The sequence below is a fragment of the Paenibacillus sp. J22P169 genome (assembly GCF_059691995.1).
On record NZ_JCAUAO010000017.1, the window covers coordinates 19,038 to 36,788 of the forward strand.

Consider the following 17,751-nt stretch of genomic DNA (forward strand, 5'->3'; position numbering starts at 1 on the left):
CGTCCGTATTACAGCTAAAGCAATTGCTTTAGCTTTTTTTTTGCGCTTTTGTTATAATATCTCAATGGCAAACGAGCAAAAGAAGGTGATCGGATGAAGATTTTTGAGAAAGCACCGGCTAAAATTAATTTGTCTCTTGATGTTTTACATAAAAGGCCAGACGGCTACCATGAAGTTGAGATGGTTATGACGATGGTGGATCTGGCTGATCGGATCGAAATGCAGGAGATGGCGCGTGATACGATTATCATATCGAGTCAGGCGGGGTATATTCCCCTCGATGAGAAGAATCTAGCCTTCCAGGCTGCGCGTCTCATTAAAGACCGCTATGACGTCAAACAGGGCGTCTATATTCACTTGGACAAGCGGATACCGGTGGCTGCAGGTTTGGCAGGCGGGAGCAGTGACGCAGCGGCAACATTGCGGGGTCTCAACCGTCTCTGGAACCTTAATATCCCCAATGAGGAGCTTCAGGTGCTAGGCGCAGAGCTTGGCTCGGATGTGCCTTTCTGTGTGACGGGAGGGACTGCTCTTGCCACAGGGCGTGGCGAGAAGCTGGAACATATCACGGCCCCGCCTCAGTGTTGGGTTGTACTAGCGAAGCCACCGATTAACGTGTCGACCTCGGAGATCTATGGAAAGCTGAACGCGCGAGAAATCAAGCGTCATCCTTCTACGGAGGGTGTATTGAGTGCGATACGGGACAAGCAGTTCGATCGTTTATGCGACAATCTAGGCAATGTACTTGAGGAAGTGACACTGGATCTGTATCCAGAGGTCAGACATCTGAAGGAATGCATGCAGCGCTTGGGCGCAGACGGTGTGTTGATGTCGGGCAGTGGGCCGACTGTGTTTGGCCTAGTTTCCAAGGAGGCTAAGGTGCCGCGCATCTATAACGGACTGCGAGGTTTTTGTAAGGATGTTTACGCAGTGCGCATGCTGACGTAAAGAGCTATATTTGAGCCCCGCGATGGGGCTCTTTTTCATCTAAAGGGGCATAATGGTAAGAATGGTAAAACAAACCTTAGGCAATGTTACATATGTGTTAGGTTGGTGTTAACATAATTTTCATGGTAAGCTTGAATAAATACGTATAAAAGTGGTATATTTTCATTATAATATTCGGATTTTTGGGGGTAGTGCGATGAAAAAGTTGAAAAGGAGCGCTAGGCTGGTAGAAATGACACAATATTTGTTGTTTCGCCCCCACTCGTTAATCCCTTTAACGACTTTTGCCGAGCGTTACAACTCTGCGAAATCTTCCATAAGCGAAGATCTTGCCATCATTAAAGAAGTGTTTGAAGAAGAAGGACTAGGTGAGCTTAATACGCTTGCTGGTGCCGCTGGAGGCGTGAAGTTTTCACCGAAGGTGCCCAAAGAAATCTCCCTGAAGTTTATCCAGAACCTATGTTTGCAACTCCAGCAACCAGAACGGATTCTACCAGGTGGATATTTGTATATGTCGGATATCATGGGGCAGCCCCAATATTTGAACGAAATTGGCAAGACCTTTGCATCCGCTTTCGCTGGTCGGGACGTGGATGTGATTATGACTGTTGAAACCAAAGGGATCCCGCTCGCTTATGCGACAGCCACCTATATGAATTTGCCTGTTGTGATTGTGCGCAGAGACAGCCGGGTGACGGAAGGTTCGGCGGTTAGCATTAACTATGTGTCGGGCTCCAACAAGCGGATCCAGACGATGTCACTAGCGAGGCGCGCACTTAAGGAAGAATCCAAGGTGCTGATCATCGATGACTTCATGCATGTTGGCGGTACAATCCATGGCATGATGGATCTGTTGGCGGAGTTTAAAGCGACCGTACAAGGCGTAGGCGTATTCATGGAATCCTGCGAGGCCGAGGAGCAGTTGGTGGATAATTATGTGTCACTAGCTCGGTTATATGGCGTAGACTCCAAGACGAAGCAAATTACGGTAGAGCCTGGCAACTATTTTGATTCAAAATAAAAGGAGATTCGAAAGCATGGAATTCATTTCAACATCAGCAGCACCGGCTGCTATTGGACCTTACTCACAAGCAGTTAAACTGGGCAATCTATTGTTTACTTCCGGACAGATTCCGTTAGGCTTGGACGGTCAAATCGTACAAGGCGGCATCAAGGAACAGGCGCATCAAGTTTTTGCGAACTTGAAAGGTGTGCTTGAGGCAGCTGGTTCAACGTTCGGTCATGTCGTGAAGGCAACAGTCTTCCTGAAAGATATGAACCAATTTGGAGAGCTTAATGAGATCTATGCCACCTACTTCGGTGACCATAAACCTGCTAGATCTACCGTTGAAGTTGCGAGATTACCACGTGATGTTTATGTCGAAATTGAACTAATTGCTGTGATTCCTGTCGAAATTTAACAGAAACATTAAGAACGCATTAAATTATCAAAAATTTCAAAAAAATAAGAAGGAATTTGCATGAAGATGTTGAATATATCACCCAAGTCTCAGAGATGGAAAAAGGTGGTGAACACAAGTGCAAATTACAGATGTAAGACTCCGCCGGGTAAACTCCGAGGGGAGGATGAAGGCGATTGCTTCTATTACCATTGATAACGAATTCGTCGTACACGACATTCGTGTCATCGATGGCAATAACGGAATGTTCGTTGCTATGCCGAGCAAACGAACACCAGACGGTGAATTCCGCGATATCGCTCATCCGATTTCGTCCACAACTCGTGAGAAAATTCAAGCAGCAGTACTCGCTGAATATGATCGCGCGGCTGTAGAAGAGGAAGTTATTGAAGAAGGCGCATAATTCAGATTATTGAGAGAGCCCTTAGGGCTCTCTTTTCTTTTCGCAGGTAATGATGCTATATTGGGGGAAGAACTCATCGTTTTAGATATAAAGAGAGATATCATGAATTCATTATAAAGGAGTTGTATATTCGTTGAAGCTCATGGCAATTGTGTTGGCTGCAGGACAAGGGAAACGAATGAAATCAAAGCTATACAAGGTGCTTCACCCGGTTGTCGGTAAACCGATGGTGGGTCACGTTGTGGATACGCTGCAACATATAGAAGTAACGCAAACCGTAGTGGTCGTTGGATTTGGTGCGGAGGCAGTGAAAGGTTACCTGGGAGATCGTGCGCAGTATGCGCTGCAAGAACAGCAATTAGGAACGGGTCATGCGGTGCTTCAGGCGAAGGAACTTCTTGGTGAGGAAGAGGGAATGACGGTTGTTATTTGCGGCGATACCCCTCTTATTACAGCAGCTACACTACAAAAAACGATTGAACTGCACCAACAATCGGGCGCAGCGGCGACGATTTTGACTGCGAAGCTGGGTGAGCCGACAGGCTACGGACGTATTATTCGCGGAGAAGATGGACGCGTTGCGCGGATCGTCGAGCAGAAGGATTGCACGCCAGAGGAAGCGGCTGTTCCGGAGATTAACACGGGTACGTACATTTTTGATAATCGTAAAATGTTCAAAGCACTAGCATCGGTTACGAATAAGAATGTACAGAACGAGTACTACTTAACCGATGTTATCGGGATTATGACAAGCGCAGGCGAAGTCGTTCAAGGGTATTGCATGGCAGATCCAGCTGAGTCGATTGGCGTGAACGATCGTGTGGCGTTGTCCGAAGCGGAACAGCTGTTCAAAGCTCGGATTAATCGCGAGCACATGTTAAACGGGGTTACCATTATCGATCCGTTGAATACGTATATCGAGAAGGATGTTACGATCGGCGCAGATACGGTTCTGCTGCCAGGTACGATTCTGCGCGGAAACACGCGTATTGGTGAGCTTTGTACGATTGGACCACAAACCGAAATCATCGATTCTACGATTCAAGATGAAGTAACGATTAAGCAATCCGTTCTGCAAGGGGCTTATGTGGATAGTGAAACATCCGTTGGACCCTTCGCGTATTTAAGACCTGGTGCTAAGCTTGGCAAGCAAGTGAAGGTTGGCGATTTCGTAGAGATCAAAAATGCAACGCTGGGTGAAGGGACGAAGGTTTCGCATTTGAGCTATGTAGGTGACGCGGTGGTCGGGACGAACGTGAACATCGGTTGCGGTGCCATAACAGTGAATTATGATGGGTTTAATAAAAACGTAACAGAAATCGGGAATGATGCGTTTATTGGCAGTAATGTCAATTTGATCGCTCCTGTGAAAATTGGGGATGGTGCGTTTGTCGTTGCTGGCGCTACGATTACCCATAACGTGAATGAGGGCGATATGGCGATCGCTCGTGTACGGCAAGAGAATAAAGCAGGGTATGCAGATAAAATTAAAGCGCGGATGAGGGCGAAGAAAGAAAATAAAGGTCGTTGATGAACTGTGAGTGATCATGCACGACGGTTAGATTGAGCAATAGGAATGGAACCTCTTGAGGCAGGGTACGCTAAGAATGAGTTGCTGCCCACTCAGCTTGAATACGTGAAAGCGACCAAGCTGAGCGAGACCGAAAGGGGTTCTTTTTCGCATGCTAGTGCGCCTGCAGCTGTCATAAGACGGTTGTGAGGATAAGTTAGCGAATCACATCTGTCTCACCTATGTAAGCGCTTAATATCCAGGGCGCGAAATAAAAGTATGCTTCTTTCTGCTGTAAAAGATACGATTAATCTTAACGAAATGACGGTTGTACATTTCAATGAATCCTATATCCTTGTGCAGATTTTGATAGTATACTTGGACGGGTACGTCCGCATCCACATGATCTTGGAAATGATCATCTTCTGTAAGCTGTTGTCCATGAAGATACATCGTTCTTTTATCACCTACAGCTTTTATGGGATGGATAACATCGGATTACAGGTATATTGTAAACAATAACCTTTAGAAGCGGGTTCCGCAAAGGTTTTTTAGTTTATCGCTAGTTGAAAAAGAAAGTATTCGTTTTTACTTTCTAGTCAACCTGGACAAACACGCTCGTCCATAGAAGGACGGCGTATCTGTTTATCTATGGGGGGATTTTGAAAATTATGAAATGTTTTATCGGACTGGGAAATCCGGGAAAGCAGTATGAGCTGAATCGGCACAATGTCGGGTTTATGGCCATTGATCGCTTTGCCGCCAAATGGGGGATTACCTCTTTTCAGAATAAAGGGAAGGGGCTGCTGGCAGAAGGTAATGTGAACGGGACGAAGGTGTATTTACTTAAACCAATGACGTACATGAACCTTTCAGGTGAATCCATGCGAGCCTTTCTCGATTTTTATAAAGCGAAATTAGAGGATGTCGTGATTGTGTATGATGATATGGACACATCCTTCGGTCAAATTCGTCTTCGCTACCAAGGGAGCCCAGGTGGGCATAACGGTATTAAGTCGATTATTCAGCATGGGGGGACTCAAATTTTCAATCGCATTCGCATTGGTGTGAACCGCCCGGCGCCAGGCTATAACATTGCAGATTATGTGCTGTCCAACTTCTCCAAAGAAGAGATGAAGTCCATTAACGATGTGCTGGATTTAACGTGTGATGCGATGGAATTCAGCTTAGGCGAGTCTTTCGAGAAGACGATGGCCAAGTTCAACAAATAATCACAATACATTAACCTGCTGTATACATGATGATATGTAAGCGACCTATTCGAAAATGACAATGGCAGATTCGGCTAATTCCTCCGAAGAATGGTCATACTAGGATGTAATCGAATTGTCGAAGGAGGCATACATATGATCAAGTATATTTGCAGGCATTGTCATACCTTTGTCGGGGAAATTAATCAGCATGCGATTACCGAGCAGCAGTTAGGCTTCCATTTCTTGACCCCTGATGAGCGTAGAGATATAATATCGTATAATACGAACGGAGATGTTACGGTTAGAGTCGTTTGCGACTATTGTCATGAGGCACTAGAAGCGAACCCAGAGTTATCCCTGCTAGCCAGTCCGTTGCAATAATTATGATGAAGATGAAGAGTTAATAGCCGAGGCAAGTGTGCCGAGGCTTCTTTTTGTGAGGGGAGTGTACTTGTTTGCAAGCTTTAATTCAAGCTTTTTCTGCGGATACCGACTTTCAAACGATCGTGACAGGCCTCAAGTCCGAAATGAAAGAGCAGCTCATTGCCGGTTTAACTGGCTCCTCCAGGCAAGTGATGCTGGCCTCACTCGCGCGTGAGCTTGAGCGTCCGCTTTTCGTTGTTACGCACAATATGTTCGCTGCGCAAAAAATAGCGGAAGACCTCTTGGAGTGTCTATCCCCTGATGAAGTGCTGCTCTATCCATCTCAAGAGCTTCTGACGACAGAAGAAGCGGCTTCAAGCCCAGAGATGCTAGCGCAGCGTATTGACGTTCTCACTAAACTCGCCGGCGGATACCGCGGCGTGGTCATTGCTCCTTTTGCAGGTGTGCGAAGACTGCTGCCACTCAAGCAGGTGTTCGAGGAATCCCGCGTAACGATTAATGTCGGTGATACAGTTCAATTAGATGAACTGCTAGCTTCGTTATCCAGCCTAGGCTACGAACGGGTTGAACGCGTTGAAACCAAAGGCGAAATGAGTGTGCGAGGCGGTATTCTCGACTTATTTCCATTAACGTCGGAGAATGCGATCCGGATTGAGCTTTTTGATATCGAAGTCGACTCTATTCGGACTTTCGATGTAAGTGACCAGCGGTCAATTGATAAATTAACAACGGTGACGATCCCGCCATGCCGCGAAATTCAAGCAGATAGAAAGCGTTTACAGTCAGCGGCACAGCACGCGTACGAGCTGCTGCAGGCGCAGCTGGCGAAGATGACCGAGCGCTCAGCCAAAGACAAGCTGTTAGAGGTCATAGGCCGCGATATCGAGTTGATGCGCGAGGGTCAGACGTTCCCAGGCATTTATAAATATATTTCTCTCCTTTACACGGAAAGACAGACGCTCATGGACTACATGCCCAAAGATTCGATTCTCATTATCGATGAACCGGCCCGCCTCCTGGAAACAGCGAAGCAGCTTGAACGCGATGAAGCAGAATGGATGATGCATGCGTTAACTGAGGGGAAGAGCTTGCCGGCTTTTGTGCTGTCCAAATCTTACGAAACCCTGCTGCATCGCAGACCGTTCCCGACGTTGTATGTGTCCCTTTTCCTTCGTCAGGTAGCGGGGATTCAGCCGCAAAATATCGTTAACTTCGTTTGCCGTGTCATGCAAAACTTCCATGGGCAGATGAATCTCCTCAAGGCGGAGATGGAGCGCTGGAAGAAGAATGGAAGTAAGGTCATTCTTCTGGCAAATGGAGATGACCGTGCGGAACGTGTACGTCGGGTTCTGGGCGACTACCAGATTGAAGTTCCTGAAATTGTAGATGGCAATCTGCAAACAGGCTTTGAAATGCCTTCGATCCATCTCGTCGTGATTACGGAGGGTGAGATTTTCACCCAGAAGCAGCGTAAAGCGCGTAAAGTTGAGAAGAAACTAGAGAATGCGGAGCGGATCAAAAGCTATCAAGAGCTGAAGGTCGGCGACTACGTTGTTCACGTGAATCACGGGATTGGGAAATACGTGGGTATCGGCACCTTAGAGGTTGGCGGAATTCATAAGGATTATCTGCATATTATGTACGCCGGCGGCGATAAGCTGTCTGTCCCGATTGATCAGATTGATTTGATTCAGAAGTATGTCGGTTCCGAAGAGAAAGAACCGAAGGTATATAAACTTGGCGGCGCAGACTGGGCTCGCGTGAAGAGCAAAGCACGCGCATCTGTCAAAGATATTGCAGATGAGCTGATTAAGCTATACGCCGAGCGTCAAGCTGCGACGGGTTATGGATTCAGCAAGGATAGTTCGTATCAAAATGAGTTTGAAGCGATGTTCCCTTACGATGAAACACGGGATCAGCTTCGCGCGATCGAAGAAATCAAAACCGATATGGAAAAAGCGCGTCCAATGGATCGGCTGCTTTGCGGGGACGTTGGCTATGGGAAAACGGAGGTTGCTGTCCGTGCAGCCTTCAAGGCGGCGATTGACGGAAAGCAAGTGGCTGTTCTCGTGCCAACGACAATTTTGGCGCAGCAGCATTATGAAACATTCCGTGAGCGCTTCTCCGGCTATCCGTTCAATGTGAAAGTATTAAGTCGTTTCCGTTCCAAGAAAGAACAGACGGAGGTTATGAAAGGGGTCAAGAAGGGCGTCGTTGATGTCGTGATTGGCACCCATCGCCTTTTGTCGCAAGACATTCAGTTCAAGGATCTAGGTTTGCTCATCGTCGATGAGGAGCAGCGTTTCGGCGTGTCCCACAAAGAGAAGCTTAAGCGCCTGAAGACGAACGTGGATGTACTTACACTAACTGCAACGCCAATTCCAAGAACCTTGCACATGTCTATGCTGGGCGTTCGTGACCTATCGGTCATTGAAACCCCGCCAGAGAACCGTTTCCCGGTTCAGACCTATGTGGTGGAATATGGGCCGACGCTGGTTAGAGAAGCCATTGAACGTGAGCTAGCGCGTGAGGGGCAAGTGTATTATCTCTATAATCGTGTGCAGGGCATTACACAAATCGCTGATCAAATCTCGATGATGATTCCGGATGCGCGGGTAACTGTAGCGCATGGCCAAATGGGCGAGCAAGAGCTTGAGAAGACGATTCTCGATTTCTTGGACGGGGAATACGATGTTCTCGTCAGCACAAGTATCATTGAAACCGGCGTAGATATCCCGAATGTGAATACACTTATTGTCCATGACGCGGATAAAATGGGGCTTTCCCAGCTCTATCAGCTACGCGGACGTGTAGGCAGGTCGAATCGCGTCGCTTATGCTTATTTCACGTATCAGCGGGATAAAGTACTGACAGAAGTTGCCGAGAAACGACTTCAAGCGATTAAAGAGTTTACAGAACTTGGTTCAGGCTTTAAAATTGCGATGAGGGACTTATCCATTCGTGGCGCAGGGAACTTGTTGGGTGCTGAGCAGCACGGCTTCATTGCTTCCGTCGGCTTTGATTTGTATTCGCAAATGCTAGCCGAAGAAATTGCTAAGCTGAAGCTAGAAATAGATGGAGAAGCGGTCATTCCAGAACCGGAATGGCATACGTCGATCGATATTCAATTGGATGCTTACTTGCCATCTGATTACATCTATGACAGCATGCAGAAAATCGAAATTTACAAAAAAGTGGCCGCCATTCGTACGCTGGAAGAAGCCGCGGATCTGCATGATGAGCTCGTTGATCGCTTTGGCGATCTGCCGCAGGCCGTGTTCAACCTACTGACAGTGGCTCGTTTGAAAGCATACGGTTCGGATTACCGGATTGAAACGATTAGCCAAAAAGGGGAGGATTACCTAATCAAGGTGCATATCGACCAGAATGGCAGGCTGGATGGTCAGAAGCTGCTTGCTTTGTCCAAAGGCTTTGATGGTCGTATCAAATTGAACGCAGATCCGCAGCTACTTATTGTTATCCGCTTTAAAGGTATGAAGCCGGAAGCCTCCATCGAATTGTTGGAGAAATTCTTGGTACAATATAAGGATGTTCTGAAAACGAAAGGGGAATTACAGGATGTTGCCAAATGAAACTAGCAGACAACGACTTACTTCGAAAAAATGGATATTAGGTTTGGTGACAGTAGTCCTTGCATTCTCTGTCCTCAGCGCGTGCGGAAGCAAAAAGGAAGGCGCTGCAACTGCTTCGCCTTCCGCATCAGCGGCTGCTACAGGTAATCCAAGTGATATTATTGCTACGTACAAAGAAGGCGGGAAAATTACACGTGGTGAATTCGATTCATTCATCAACGTGAATAAAATGTTCTCTCCACAATTAGCGCAATATTTGGCAGATCCTGCATTTCAACAAGATATGTTGAAGCAAATGGTTACTTTCCGTGTTCTTTCCGCTAAAGCGGACGACAAAGTGAAAGCGGATGCTGACAAACAAGTAACCGAGCAAATGAAAGCCATTACGGACTACTTCGGTAAGCAAGAAGGCGGAATGGACAAGCAGTTGAAAGACAACGGTATCGAATTGAAAGATATCGAGTCCCTGATGAAATTAAGCTTCTACACAATGGGCAGCATGGAAAGCAAAATCACAGACCAAGCGGTTCAAGATGCGTATAAAGAGCAAGCGGCAGCACATGCGTTTGACGTTGCAACGGTTAGCCACATTCTAATCGGATTGAAAGATTCTGCGACACAAGCAGATCTTCGTACGAAGGATGAAGCACTGAAAAGAGCAAAAGAAGTGAAAGCAAAATTGGATGCAGGTGGCGACTTCGCGGCACTGGCGAAAGAATACTCCGATGATCCAGGTTCCAAAGATACTGGTGGTACGTACAAAGATGCTGACATCAATCAATGGGTAACCGAGTTCAAGGATGCAGCTAGCACACTTCCACTGAATAAAATCAGTGACCCTGTTGAATCCACATTCGGATATCACGTGATGAAAGTTGAATCCAGAAGCACGAAGCAACTGGATGACACGCTTAAAACACAAATCAAATCTCAGCTTGCAGAGAAATCCTTGTCTGAGTTTGCAGAAACTGAGTATCCGAAATTGATCGAAACGAATAACCTTCCTAAAGTAGAAACAAGCCCAGCGCCAGCGGCAAGTCCAGCAGCTAGTCCTGCTGCAAGCCCAGCTGCAAAGTAAGAACTTACCAGGATGTCCGATAATGGGCATCCTGTTTTTATTTGTTATTTTTGGACATGATAAGCGCAGCAGGGTGCAGAGCTAAATAAAGTAAATTGCTTAGTCGAGGCGTCTGCATAGAAGAATGGGAAGTGAAGAATACTATGGATAGATTTCAAGTTCCCACCAAATCCCGATCTAGCATACAAGGTTTCATGCTCGTGTCGTATCTAATTCGAAAGCGGAAAGTGAGGCATCTAGAGGTATGAAAGCAACTGGAATTGTCCGTCGGATAGATGATTTAGGGAGAGTTGTAATCCCCAAGGAAATACGGCGCACCCTACGCATTCGTGAAGGTGACCCTTTGGAAATTTTCGTGGATCGTGATGGAGAAGTCATTCTGAAGAAATATTCACCGATTGGTGAGCTAGGTGATTTTGCAAAGGAATATGCAGAGTCACTATTTGAAAGCACCAATCATGTTGCCTTGATTTCTGATCGAGATAATATTATTGCTATGGCTGGCGGATCTAAAAAAGATTATTTAGAGAAATCCGTCGGAGCGATCATAGAGTCTTGCATGGAAAATCGTAAGGCTGTCATTGAAAGCAGTTCAGGGCAATTTGAGATTATTAAAGATACCAATGAAACATTCACTTCCTTCGTAGCTGCGCCGATTGTAGCAGGAGGGGATCCCATTGGTTCGGTTATCCTGATCTCGAAGGATGAGAATGTGAAAATGGGCAATATGGAAGTTAAAATGGTCGAGACTGCCGCTGGATTTCTAGCGAAGCAGATGGAGCAATGAACACATAATGCCAAACGAAGGCTTCCTTACGGAGATGGTGACGCATCTGTAAGTGAAGCTTTTTTTGTCTGTACTGGCAGATTTCGCTATAATACGTACATAGGAATCACGATAGGGTAGAGGAGTAAATCGAATGGGAGTGGGCGACAAGGATCGAGATCGTCATCAGGCCGACCGACTCCAGCGGAATGTCGGTAAACAGGGGAACAAGTTATTGAAAGGAGCTGCCTTGCTTGGGGCTGCCGCAGTGCTCTCCAAGTTACTAGGAACGCTGCAGAAGATTCCTTTGCAAAACGTAGCCGGAGATGTGGCTTTTGGTATTTATAATGCGGTTTATCCGCTCTATATTTTGATTTTATTTGCAGCTACAGCTGGATTTCCAGTTGCTGTGTCTAAATTTGTAGCCGAACGCGTTATGGCAGGGGATCATCCAGGCGCGAAACGAATTGTAGTTGTCTCATCAGCGCTATTAATGAGTGCAGGGCTTCTTTTATTTCTTTTGTTGTATTTCGGTGCCGAGACGATTGCTGGTTGGATAGGCATCAAGCAAACCGTGACTGCCATCCGCAGTGTATCATTTGCACTGCTGTTATCTCCCGTACTCGCCGTCCTCCGCGGTTATTTTCAAGGGTATCAAAATATGGTGCCAACCGCGGTGTCGCAAGTCATTGAACAGCTCATTCGTGTAATTACGATGGTTGCTTTACTTCTGTACATGGTCGCGCTTGCCTATGATGAGGCATGGATCGCAGCTGGGGCTACATTTGGCTCAGTGACAGGCGCTGGAGCGGGTCTCGTCGTGATGGCCGTGTATTGGCAGCGAGAGCGGCGTGCGGAGCAGGTGAAGCATGTGAAGGCAGACTTGCCGACGTATGATGGGGAGCTAGAGGCTGGAACGGGGCAAGGGTCAGAGCAAGAAGCGAGGAAAGCGATAGCAGCCAGCGTAGAGGCCGAGCAAGTGATTTCGTCTTGGCAATGGGCGAAACGGATAACGTTGTTTGCGATCCCTGTATGCTTAGGCGCGATTGTCGTGCCGCTGCTCACGCTCGTGGATACGTTCACCATGCCTCGGTTGCTGAAAGCTTCATTGGGCAGCGAGCTGGAGGCTATGCGTCAGTTCGGTCTGTATAACCGAGGCCTTCCTCTCGTACAGCTGGTCGTCATGGTGGCTTCCTCGATGTCGGCGGTCTTGGTGCCGGCTATCGCGGAAGCGAAGCTAAGAGGGCAGGTCGAGCTTATCCGTTTTCGCGCGGAGATGTCCGTTAGGCTCGCATGGTTGATCGGGCTCGGCGCCTCGTTTGGCCTCGCCTTCTTGGCAGTGCCGATCAACGTGATGCTCTACACGAGCGCTGAGGCTAGCTGGACGATGGCCGTGTTGGCCTTCACGGCCTTGTTTAGTACCTTGAACGCTGTCAGCGCCAGCGTTCTCCAGGGCGCCGGCGCGATCCGCACGCCGGCCAAAGCCCTGCTCGTTGCCATCGTGCTGAAAGCACTCGGCAACGTCCTATTGATGCCCCGCTGGGGCATCGACGGCGCCGCGCTCAGCGCGGTAGTCGCCTACGCCGCTGCGGCGGGGCTGAATCTGGTGCAGCTGCGTCGCAGCACCAGTGTGCGCTTCGCGCTGTGGCCGTACGCCGTCAGTCCCGCGCTGGGCGTGGGACTGATGGGCGGCGGCCTCGCAGCGCTGCAAGGGCTGGCCATGCTCGCTACAGCGGCATGGCACGTGCCTGAGCGATGGAGTGCTAGCGCCATCGCTGTGGTTGGCGTAGCCGGCGGCGCAGCCGTATACGCGCTTGCGCTGCTGCGCAGCGGCAGCATCAGCCGCGAGGAGATGCAGCTGATGCCGGAGCTGGACCGGAAGCTGGCGCGGGTCCTGATGAAGCTGAGGCTGGCGAAGCGGGATCAGTAGCAGGGCTTTGAATCAGTATGGAGATAAACCGTGATATTACTAGCAATTACTCCCTATAAACATAACCATCAATCAGGAGGTGTCATCCCATGTCAACCAATAAACCGCAAATAACCGTCCTTGGACTCGGGACCGGAGACGAAGATCAATTAACATTAGGTGTATGGAAGAAGCTTCAATTAGCGGCAAAGTCGCAAGCGAAGCTATTCCTACGTACGAAAGACCATCCGATGGTGCAGCTTCTGGATGCCAATCAGATTCCGTATGAAACGTTTGATGCGAATTACATGTCGAATGAGTCATTTGAGGGAGTCTATGAGTCTATTGCGGAAGAATTAATCACTGCAGCGAAAAGCCATACTGCTGAAGTGCTGTACGCCGTCCCAGGCCATCCCATGGTGGCGGAGTACACGGTGCAACTACTGAAGCAACGCTGTCAATCTAAAGGTATCCAACTCCAAATAACGGGTGGAGAGAGCTTCTTAGACCAAGCTTTCCTACGCTTTGGCTTCGATCCAATCGATGGTTTTCAGTTACTGGATGCAACGAGTATCAGCCGTTATGCGTTGAATCCGATGCTGCATACAGTAATTGGGCAAGTGTACGATACCTACACAGCCTCTGATCTGAAAATCAGCCTGATGGATGCCTATCCAGATGAGTACAAGGTTGTTGTTGGTCACTCCTTAGGGGTTGCAGGTCAGGAGCGGATCATTGAAGTGCCGTTACATGAGTTGGATCATGTCAAAGGTTATGGTAACCTGTCGCTGGTGTGGGTGCCACGCAGTGAGCAGGAGGCGCCGTACAATCGGACATTTGGTAAGCTGCATGAGATCATACAGATTCTGCGCAGCCCAGAGGGTTGTCCGTGGGATCGTGAACAGACGCATGAGAGTCTGCGTAAGAATTTGATAGAGGAAGCTTATGAAGTGCTCGAAACTATCGATGAAGATGATCCGGATCACATGTGTGAGGAGCTTGGGGATCTGCTTTTACAAATCATGCTGCATGCGCAAATGGAAGAGGAGATCGGTACCTTCTCCGTATATGATGTGATCGCTACGTTGAATGAGAAGCTGATCCGCCGCCATCCGCATGTGTTTGGAGAGTCGAAGGTAGATGATGCTGATGAAGCGTTAGTCAATTGGAATGCGATTAAGGTCGAAGAGAAGCGGAAGAAAGGCATCGATGTTACGAAGCAATCTGTGCTGGATGGGATTCCGCGTGAGCTGCCTGGCTTGATGAAGGCGATGAAGCTGCAGAAGAAGGCGGCGACGGTCGGATTTGACTGGACAGAGCTGGATGATGTGCTTGCCAAGGTAGAAGAGGAGCTAGCTGAACTGCGCGAAGCGATTGCGTTAGGAGCGGAAGACGGGGCTCAGGAGCGCCGTGACGAGCTTGGGGATGTCCTTTTTTCTATCGTCAATGTTGCTAGATTCCTCAAAGTAGACCCCGAAGAGGCACTAGCTCAAACAAATCGTAAATTTATGCAAAGATTTTCATATATTGAGGAACAGCTACGTTTAAAGGGCTTATCTTTTGAACAAACTGGGTTATCAGAGATGGAACATTACTGGCAGGAAGCAAAAAAAGTTGTAAAACTTGATCTGCGATAGAAGGATTTTGCCGAAAAAAGCAGAATACTAGACTTGTTGCAAGGTATAATCATGAAATGTAACCACACTTGGTACATAGAAGACCTGATCTTCAAACATTTTGGGAGGTAAAGAAAACACATGAACAAAACAGACTTGATCAACAACATCGCTGAAAAAAGCGGACTTACTAAGAAAGACGTAGAAGTTGTCCTTAACGGATTCCTTGGTGAAGTGACAGACGCTCTTTCATCCGGAGATAAAGTACAATTGATTGGTTTCGGTACATTCGAAACTCGCAAACGTTCCGGCCGTACGGGTCGTAACCCACAAACGGGTAACCCAATCGAAATCGCAGAATCCAATGTTCCTGCTTTCAAAGCGGGCAACAAGCTTAAAGACGCTGTAAAATAATGCGGATCGATAAATTTCTCAAAGTATCTCGTCTGATCAAACGCCGTACCGTTGCGAAGGATGTGTCCGACCAAGGGCGTGTGTGGATTAACGGTAGAGACGCTAAAGCGAGTACACATGTGAAAGTTGGAGATGAGCTATCCATCCAGTTCGGTCAGAAGAAAGTAACGATTCGCGTTGAGCTTCTGACGGAGTCTACCCGTAAGGAAGACGCTGCGCAGATGTACACGTTGCTGAAGGAAGAAGCCTTCCAATCCGAATAACGCATAACGATGAAGTAGCCTGGGATTCCTGCAGAGGGAATTTTGGGCTGCTTTTTTTGTAGGCATAGGTTGCAAGGCTTGGTTCTAAAAATGGACATCCTCCCATATCGTAAGATTAGGTGAAGGAGGGGTACAGGCCATGATCGAACCCGTGAAAAACAATAATAAAAGGCAAGAAATTAAGATGCTGAATCGCAAGCTCTTGGAAATATCAGGAGTTTTGAACGTTGAAAGCTTTGATAGCGAAGAATTCCTCCTAGAAACGGAAATGGGCTACTTGATGATTAAGGGGCAAAATTTGCACATCAAGAACTTGAGCTTGGAGCAAGGATTAGTCGCCATTGAAGGTATCATTCATGAATTAGCCTATGTGGACGGGAATACCCAGGAGAAATCCAAAGGGTTCCTTGGTAAGCTGTTTAAGTGACACTTCACGTTCAATTTCATACGATTTTCATGATGTTCCTAAGTGGAATTTGCATAGGAGCTCTGTTCGATGTATGTCATGTACTCTCGGGCAAGCTGCGATTACCACGCTGGACCATTCCTATTGTAGATAGTATCTATTGGATTGTGGCGACAATCCTGGTGTTCAAGATGCTCATTTACAGTAATGAAGGACAAGTTCGTATTTTTATTTTCCTCGGCATGGGGATCGGTATTTGTTTCTACTTCGCTCTTCTGAGTTCGCTTGTGATTCGTCTTACACTTATTCTCATTCGAATTATTGTGGCGATTTACCGCTTCCTTACGAGGACTGTCGAAATTCTCATCATTAAACCGATTATTGGCTTATATCGTCTAACGGTGATAATTTTAGGCTTTTTGCTTGCCGTAGCTATATTCCTTTACAGAATTGTGCTACAATTGCTATATCCTGTGTGGAGATTATTCCTCTGGATGACTAAGCCTGTGCATAAGTACTTGGTAATCCCTGAATGGTTGAAGAAACTGAAGGGACGTATCATTACGCTTTATCGCAGGATATTCTCGAAGTAGGAGGAATTCCTATTCATGCATGCTCAAGCAACCGTTTCAACCAAGCGCATCAGTCGGGAAGGCTCGAAGCGAAGACTGCGTATCCTTTTGATCATTGTCTTATGTTTTCTGAGCTGGGCTGCTGTTAACATCTGGGGGCAGTTCGCCAAGCTGCACGAGAAGAAAAGTGTCGTTGCGAATATGGAACAACAACTCGTCGAGGCGCAGAAAGTGAATGCCCAAACGACGAAGGAAATCGCACGGCTGCATAACGACGAATATTTGGATCAGATCATTCGCCGAGACTTTCATTACAGTAAAACGGGAGAGACGCCACTGAGTGCCTCGAAGTCGCAATGAGAAAACCTCTATCGAGGCAATTCGAAGATGATCGACCGCGTTTAGATGTAGGTTTTATCGCCAATAACAAAGCAATTTTCGGATACCGAAAACTTATACTTTCTTATGTGGTAAAAAACGTTACGAAGAAGTGGCGAATGCCGTGTTGACCGTGGTTTCTGCATCGGTTATAATCGGCGTAGCCAGTGTTTTCAACATTTTAAGGGAGGAACATTTTACTTTATGGCAATTGAAGTTGGCACCAAGTTAGAGGGAAGAGTGACGGGGATTACTCACTTTGGAGCATTCGTCGAGCTTGCTGAAGGAGTTACCGGTCTTGTTCACATTTCGGAGATCGCGGACAATTATGTGAAGGACGTTAATGACCACTTGAAGTTGGAAGACAAGGTGACGGTCAAAGTAATTAACGTGGACAAGGATGGCAAGATCGGACTGTCGATCAAGCAAACGATTGACAAGCCAGTTGAGGAAAGACCAGCTCGTCCTGAACGAACAGGTGGCAGCAGCTATCAAGGTCGCCCTAGTGGAGATCGTCCAAGTGGCGGTTACCAAGGTGGTCGTCCAAGCAGCGGCGGAGACCGTAGTGGTCCTCCAAGCGGTGGTCAAGGTGGTAGTGGCGGTCGTCCTGGTGGCGGCGGTGGCTTCAATCGTGGCGGCGGCGGTGGTGGTCGCGGCGGCTTTAACAAGCAGCAAGGCGGAGCTAGACCGTTTTCGTTCGAAGATAAAGTATCTCGTTTCCTGAAAGATAGTGAAGAGCGGATTTCGTCCTTGAAGAAGAACACTGAGTCCAAACGCGGTGGCCGAGGCGGAAGAAGAGACTAATAGATGCAGATGATGAACCACATTCGCTTAGGCGAATGTGGTTTTTTATTTGCCGCGGGTGCTCTCACTTGA

At 47.5% G+C, this 17,751-nt stretch carries 19 protein-coding genes; 18 read left to right on the forward strand and 1 reads right to left on the reverse strand.

Translation table 11 applies throughout. The annotated features are described in order from the left end of the window. Window positions 1–93: 93 nt before the first annotated feature. The 5 genes from ispE to glmU all read left to right on the forward strand — a co-directional run bounded on the left by ispE (window position 94) and on the right by glmU (window position 4,303). Entirely contained in the window at window positions 94–948 is an 855-nt protein-coding gene (gene ispE, locus AC58QG_RS34990) for a 4-(cytidine 5'-diphospho)-2-C-methyl-D-erythritol kinase (RefSeq protein WP_497366624.1), read from the forward strand. A gap of 196 nt (window positions 949–1,144) precedes the next feature. Then, the gene (gene purR, locus AC58QG_RS34995) at window positions 1,145–1,969 is read left to right on the forward strand and encodes a pur operon repressor (protein WP_056617995.1); all 825 of its coding nucleotides are present in this window, start codon (window positions 1,145–1,147) and stop codon (window positions 1,967–1,969) included. 16 nt (window positions 1,970–1,985) lie between these two features. Then, entirely contained in the window at window positions 1,986–2,369 is a 384-nt protein-coding gene (locus tag AC58QG_RS35000) for a RidA family protein (protein WP_497366625.1), read from the forward strand. Between the two features lie 118 nt (window positions 2,370–2,487). Then, on the forward strand, window positions 2,488–2,772 hold the full coding sequence (spoVG, locus tag AC58QG_RS35005) for a septation regulator SpoVG (RefSeq protein WP_028557369.1): 285 nt from the start codon (window positions 2,488–2,490) through the stop codon (window positions 2,770–2,772). A 133-nt stretch (window positions 2,773–2,905) separates the two neighbouring features. Next, window positions 2,906–4,303 carry a bifunctional UDP-N-acetylglucosamine diphosphorylase/glucosamine-1-phosphate N-acetyltransferase GlmU gene (gene glmU / locus AC58QG_RS35010; protein ID WP_497366626.1) on the forward strand — a complete coding sequence of 466 codons (1,398 nt, stop codon included), beginning with the start codon at window positions 2,906–2,908 and terminating at the stop codon, window positions 4,301–4,303. A 231-nt stretch (window positions 4,304–4,534) separates the two neighbouring features. Here glmU and AC58QG_RS35015 read toward each other — a convergent pair whose 3' ends face one another. After that, window positions 4,535–4,735, reverse strand: coding sequence for a hypothetical protein (locus AC58QG_RS35015; protein ID WP_497366627.1), 201 nt, complete (start codon window positions 4,733–4,735; stop codon window positions 4,535–4,537). Window positions 4,736–4,953: 218 nt separating this feature from the next. Here AC58QG_RS35015 and pth point away from each other — a divergent pair, with 218 nt between their 5' ends. The 13 genes from pth (at window position 4,954) to AC58QG_RS35080 (ending at window position 17,679) form a co-directional block, all read left to right on the forward strand. After that, window positions 4,954–5,514, forward strand: a complete 561-nt coding sequence (gene pth, locus AC58QG_RS35020) for an aminoacyl-tRNA hydrolase (RefSeq protein WP_436239426.1) — start codon at window positions 4,954–4,956, stop codon at window positions 5,512–5,514. Window positions 5,515–5,649: 135 nt separating this feature from the next. Next, window positions 5,650–5,877: an anti-sigma-F factor Fin gene (gene fin / locus AC58QG_RS35025; protein ID WP_310502535.1), complete on the forward strand. Its 228-nt coding sequence runs from the start codon at window positions 5,650–5,652 to the stop codon at window positions 5,875–5,877. A gap of 74 nt (window positions 5,878–5,951) precedes the next feature. Then, window positions 5,952–9,473, forward strand: a complete 3,522-nt coding sequence (gene mfd, locus AC58QG_RS35030; RefSeq protein WP_497366628.1) for a transcription-repair coupling factor — start codon at window positions 5,952–5,954, stop codon at window positions 9,471–9,473. Further along, complete coding sequence (locus AC58QG_RS35035; protein WP_497366629.1) at window positions 9,460–10,551, forward strand: peptidylprolyl isomerase; 1,092 nt, start codon at window positions 9,460–9,462, stop codon at window positions 10,549–10,551. The genes mfd and AC58QG_RS35035 overlap by 14 nt, the downstream gene beginning before the upstream one ends. A 244-nt stretch (window positions 10,552–10,795) precedes the next feature. Beyond that, a complete protein-coding gene (spoVT, locus tag AC58QG_RS35040) occupies window positions 10,796–11,338 on the forward strand; it encodes a stage V sporulation protein T (RefSeq protein WP_065854327.1) in 543 nt (180 codons plus the stop codon). A gap of 133 nt (window positions 11,339–11,471) precedes the next feature. Continuing rightward, window positions 11,472–13,247 carry a putative polysaccharide biosynthesis protein gene (locus AC58QG_RS35045; RefSeq protein ID WP_497366630.1) on the forward strand — a complete coding sequence of 592 codons (1,776 nt, stop codon included), beginning with the start codon at window positions 11,472–11,474 and terminating at the stop codon, window positions 13,245–13,247. Window positions 13,248–13,336: 89 nt separating this feature from the next. Beyond that, window positions 13,337–14,863, forward strand: coding sequence for a bifunctional methyltransferase/pyrophosphohydrolase YabN (gene yabN / locus AC58QG_RS35050; protein WP_497366631.1), 1,527 nt, complete (start codon window positions 13,337–13,339; stop codon window positions 14,861–14,863). A gap of 120 nt (window positions 14,864–14,983) precedes the next feature. Beyond that, window positions 14,984–15,256, forward strand: a complete 273-nt coding sequence (locus AC58QG_RS35055) for an HU family DNA-binding protein (protein ID WP_028557378.1) — start codon at window positions 14,984–14,986, stop codon at window positions 15,254–15,256. Then, complete coding sequence (locus AC58QG_RS35060) at window positions 15,256–15,519, forward strand: RNA-binding S4 domain-containing protein (RefSeq protein ID WP_057313307.1); 264 nt, start codon at window positions 15,256–15,258, stop codon at window positions 15,517–15,519. Before AC58QG_RS35055 ends, AC58QG_RS35060 begins: the two co-directional genes overlap by 1 nt. Window positions 15,520–15,658: 139 nt before the next feature. Continuing rightward, window positions 15,659–15,946 carry a sporulation protein YabP gene (gene yabP / locus AC58QG_RS35065; protein WP_028557380.1) on the forward strand — a complete coding sequence of 96 codons (288 nt, stop codon included), beginning with the start codon at window positions 15,659–15,661 and terminating at the stop codon, window positions 15,944–15,946. Beyond that, entirely contained in the window at window positions 15,943–16,518 is a 576-nt protein-coding gene (yabQ, locus tag AC58QG_RS35070) for a spore cortex biosynthesis protein YabQ (RefSeq protein ID WP_497366632.1), read from the forward strand. Before yabP ends, yabQ begins: the two co-directional genes overlap by 4 nt. Before the next feature lie 15 nt (window positions 16,519–16,533). Continuing rightward, on the forward strand, window positions 16,534–16,857 hold the full coding sequence (locus tag AC58QG_RS35075; RefSeq protein ID WP_497366633.1) for an FtsB family cell division protein: 324 nt from the start codon (window positions 16,534–16,536) through the stop codon (window positions 16,855–16,857). Window positions 16,858–17,079: 222 nt separating this feature from the next. Continuing rightward, on the forward strand, window positions 17,080–17,679 hold the full coding sequence (locus AC58QG_RS35080; protein ID WP_057313299.1) for a S1 domain-containing RNA-binding protein: 600 nt from the start codon (window positions 17,080–17,082) through the stop codon (window positions 17,677–17,679). Window positions 17,680–17,751 lie beyond the last annotated feature (72 nt).

Excerpts from the sequence above, each read along its gene's own strand:
- purR (WP_056617995.1), top strand. The coding sequence starts at position 1,145 with ATGAAAAAGTTGAAAAGGAGCGCTAGGCTGGTAGAAATGACACAATAT.
- yabP (WP_028557380.1), top strand. The coding sequence starts at position 15,659 with ATGATCGAACCCGTGAAAAACAATAATAAAAGGCAAGAAATTAAGATG.
- yabN (WP_497366631.1), top strand. The coding sequence starts at position 13,337 with ATGTCAACCAATAAACCGCAAATAACCGTCCTTGGACTCGGGACCGGA.
- pth (WP_436239426.1), top strand. The coding sequence starts at position 4,954 with ATGAAATGTTTTATCGGACTGGGAAATCCGGGAAAGCAGTATGAGCTG.
- AC58QG_RS35075 (WP_497366633.1), top strand. The coding sequence starts at position 16,534 with ATGCATGCTCAAGCAACCGTTTCAACCAAGCGCATCAGTCGGGAAGGC.
- fin (WP_310502535.1), top strand. The coding sequence starts at position 5,650 with ATGATCAAGTATATTTGCAGGCATTGTCATACCTTTGTCGGGGAAATT.
- AC58QG_RS35055 (WP_028557378.1), top strand. The coding sequence starts at position 14,984 with ATGAACAAAACAGACTTGATCAACAACATCGCTGAAAAAAGCGGACTT.
- AC58QG_RS35080 (WP_057313299.1), top strand. The coding sequence starts at position 17,080 with ATGGCAATTGAAGTTGGCACCAAGTTAGAGGGAAGAGTGACGGGGATT.
- ispE (WP_497366624.1), top strand. The coding sequence starts at position 94 with ATGAAGATTTTTGAGAAAGCACCGGCTAAAATTAATTTGTCTCTTGAT.
- AC58QG_RS35015 (WP_497366627.1), bottom strand. The coding sequence starts at position 4,735 with ATGTATCTTCATGGACAACAGCTTACAGAAGATGATCATTTCCAAGAT.
- AC58QG_RS35035 (WP_497366629.1), top strand. The coding sequence starts at position 9,460 with ATGTTGCCAAATGAAACTAGCAGACAACGACTTACTTCGAAAAAATGG.
- AC58QG_RS35045 (WP_497366630.1), top strand. The coding sequence starts at position 11,472 with ATGGGAGTGGGCGACAAGGATCGAGATCGTCATCAGGCCGACCGACTC.
- AC58QG_RS35000 (WP_497366625.1), top strand. The coding sequence starts at position 1,986 with ATGGAATTCATTTCAACATCAGCAGCACCGGCTGCTATTGGACCTTAC.
- AC58QG_RS35060 (WP_057313307.1), top strand. The coding sequence starts at position 15,256 with ATGCGGATCGATAAATTTCTCAAAGTATCTCGTCTGATCAAACGCCGT.
- spoVT (WP_065854327.1), top strand. The coding sequence starts at position 10,796 with ATGAAAGCAACTGGAATTGTCCGTCGGATAGATGATTTAGGGAGAGTT.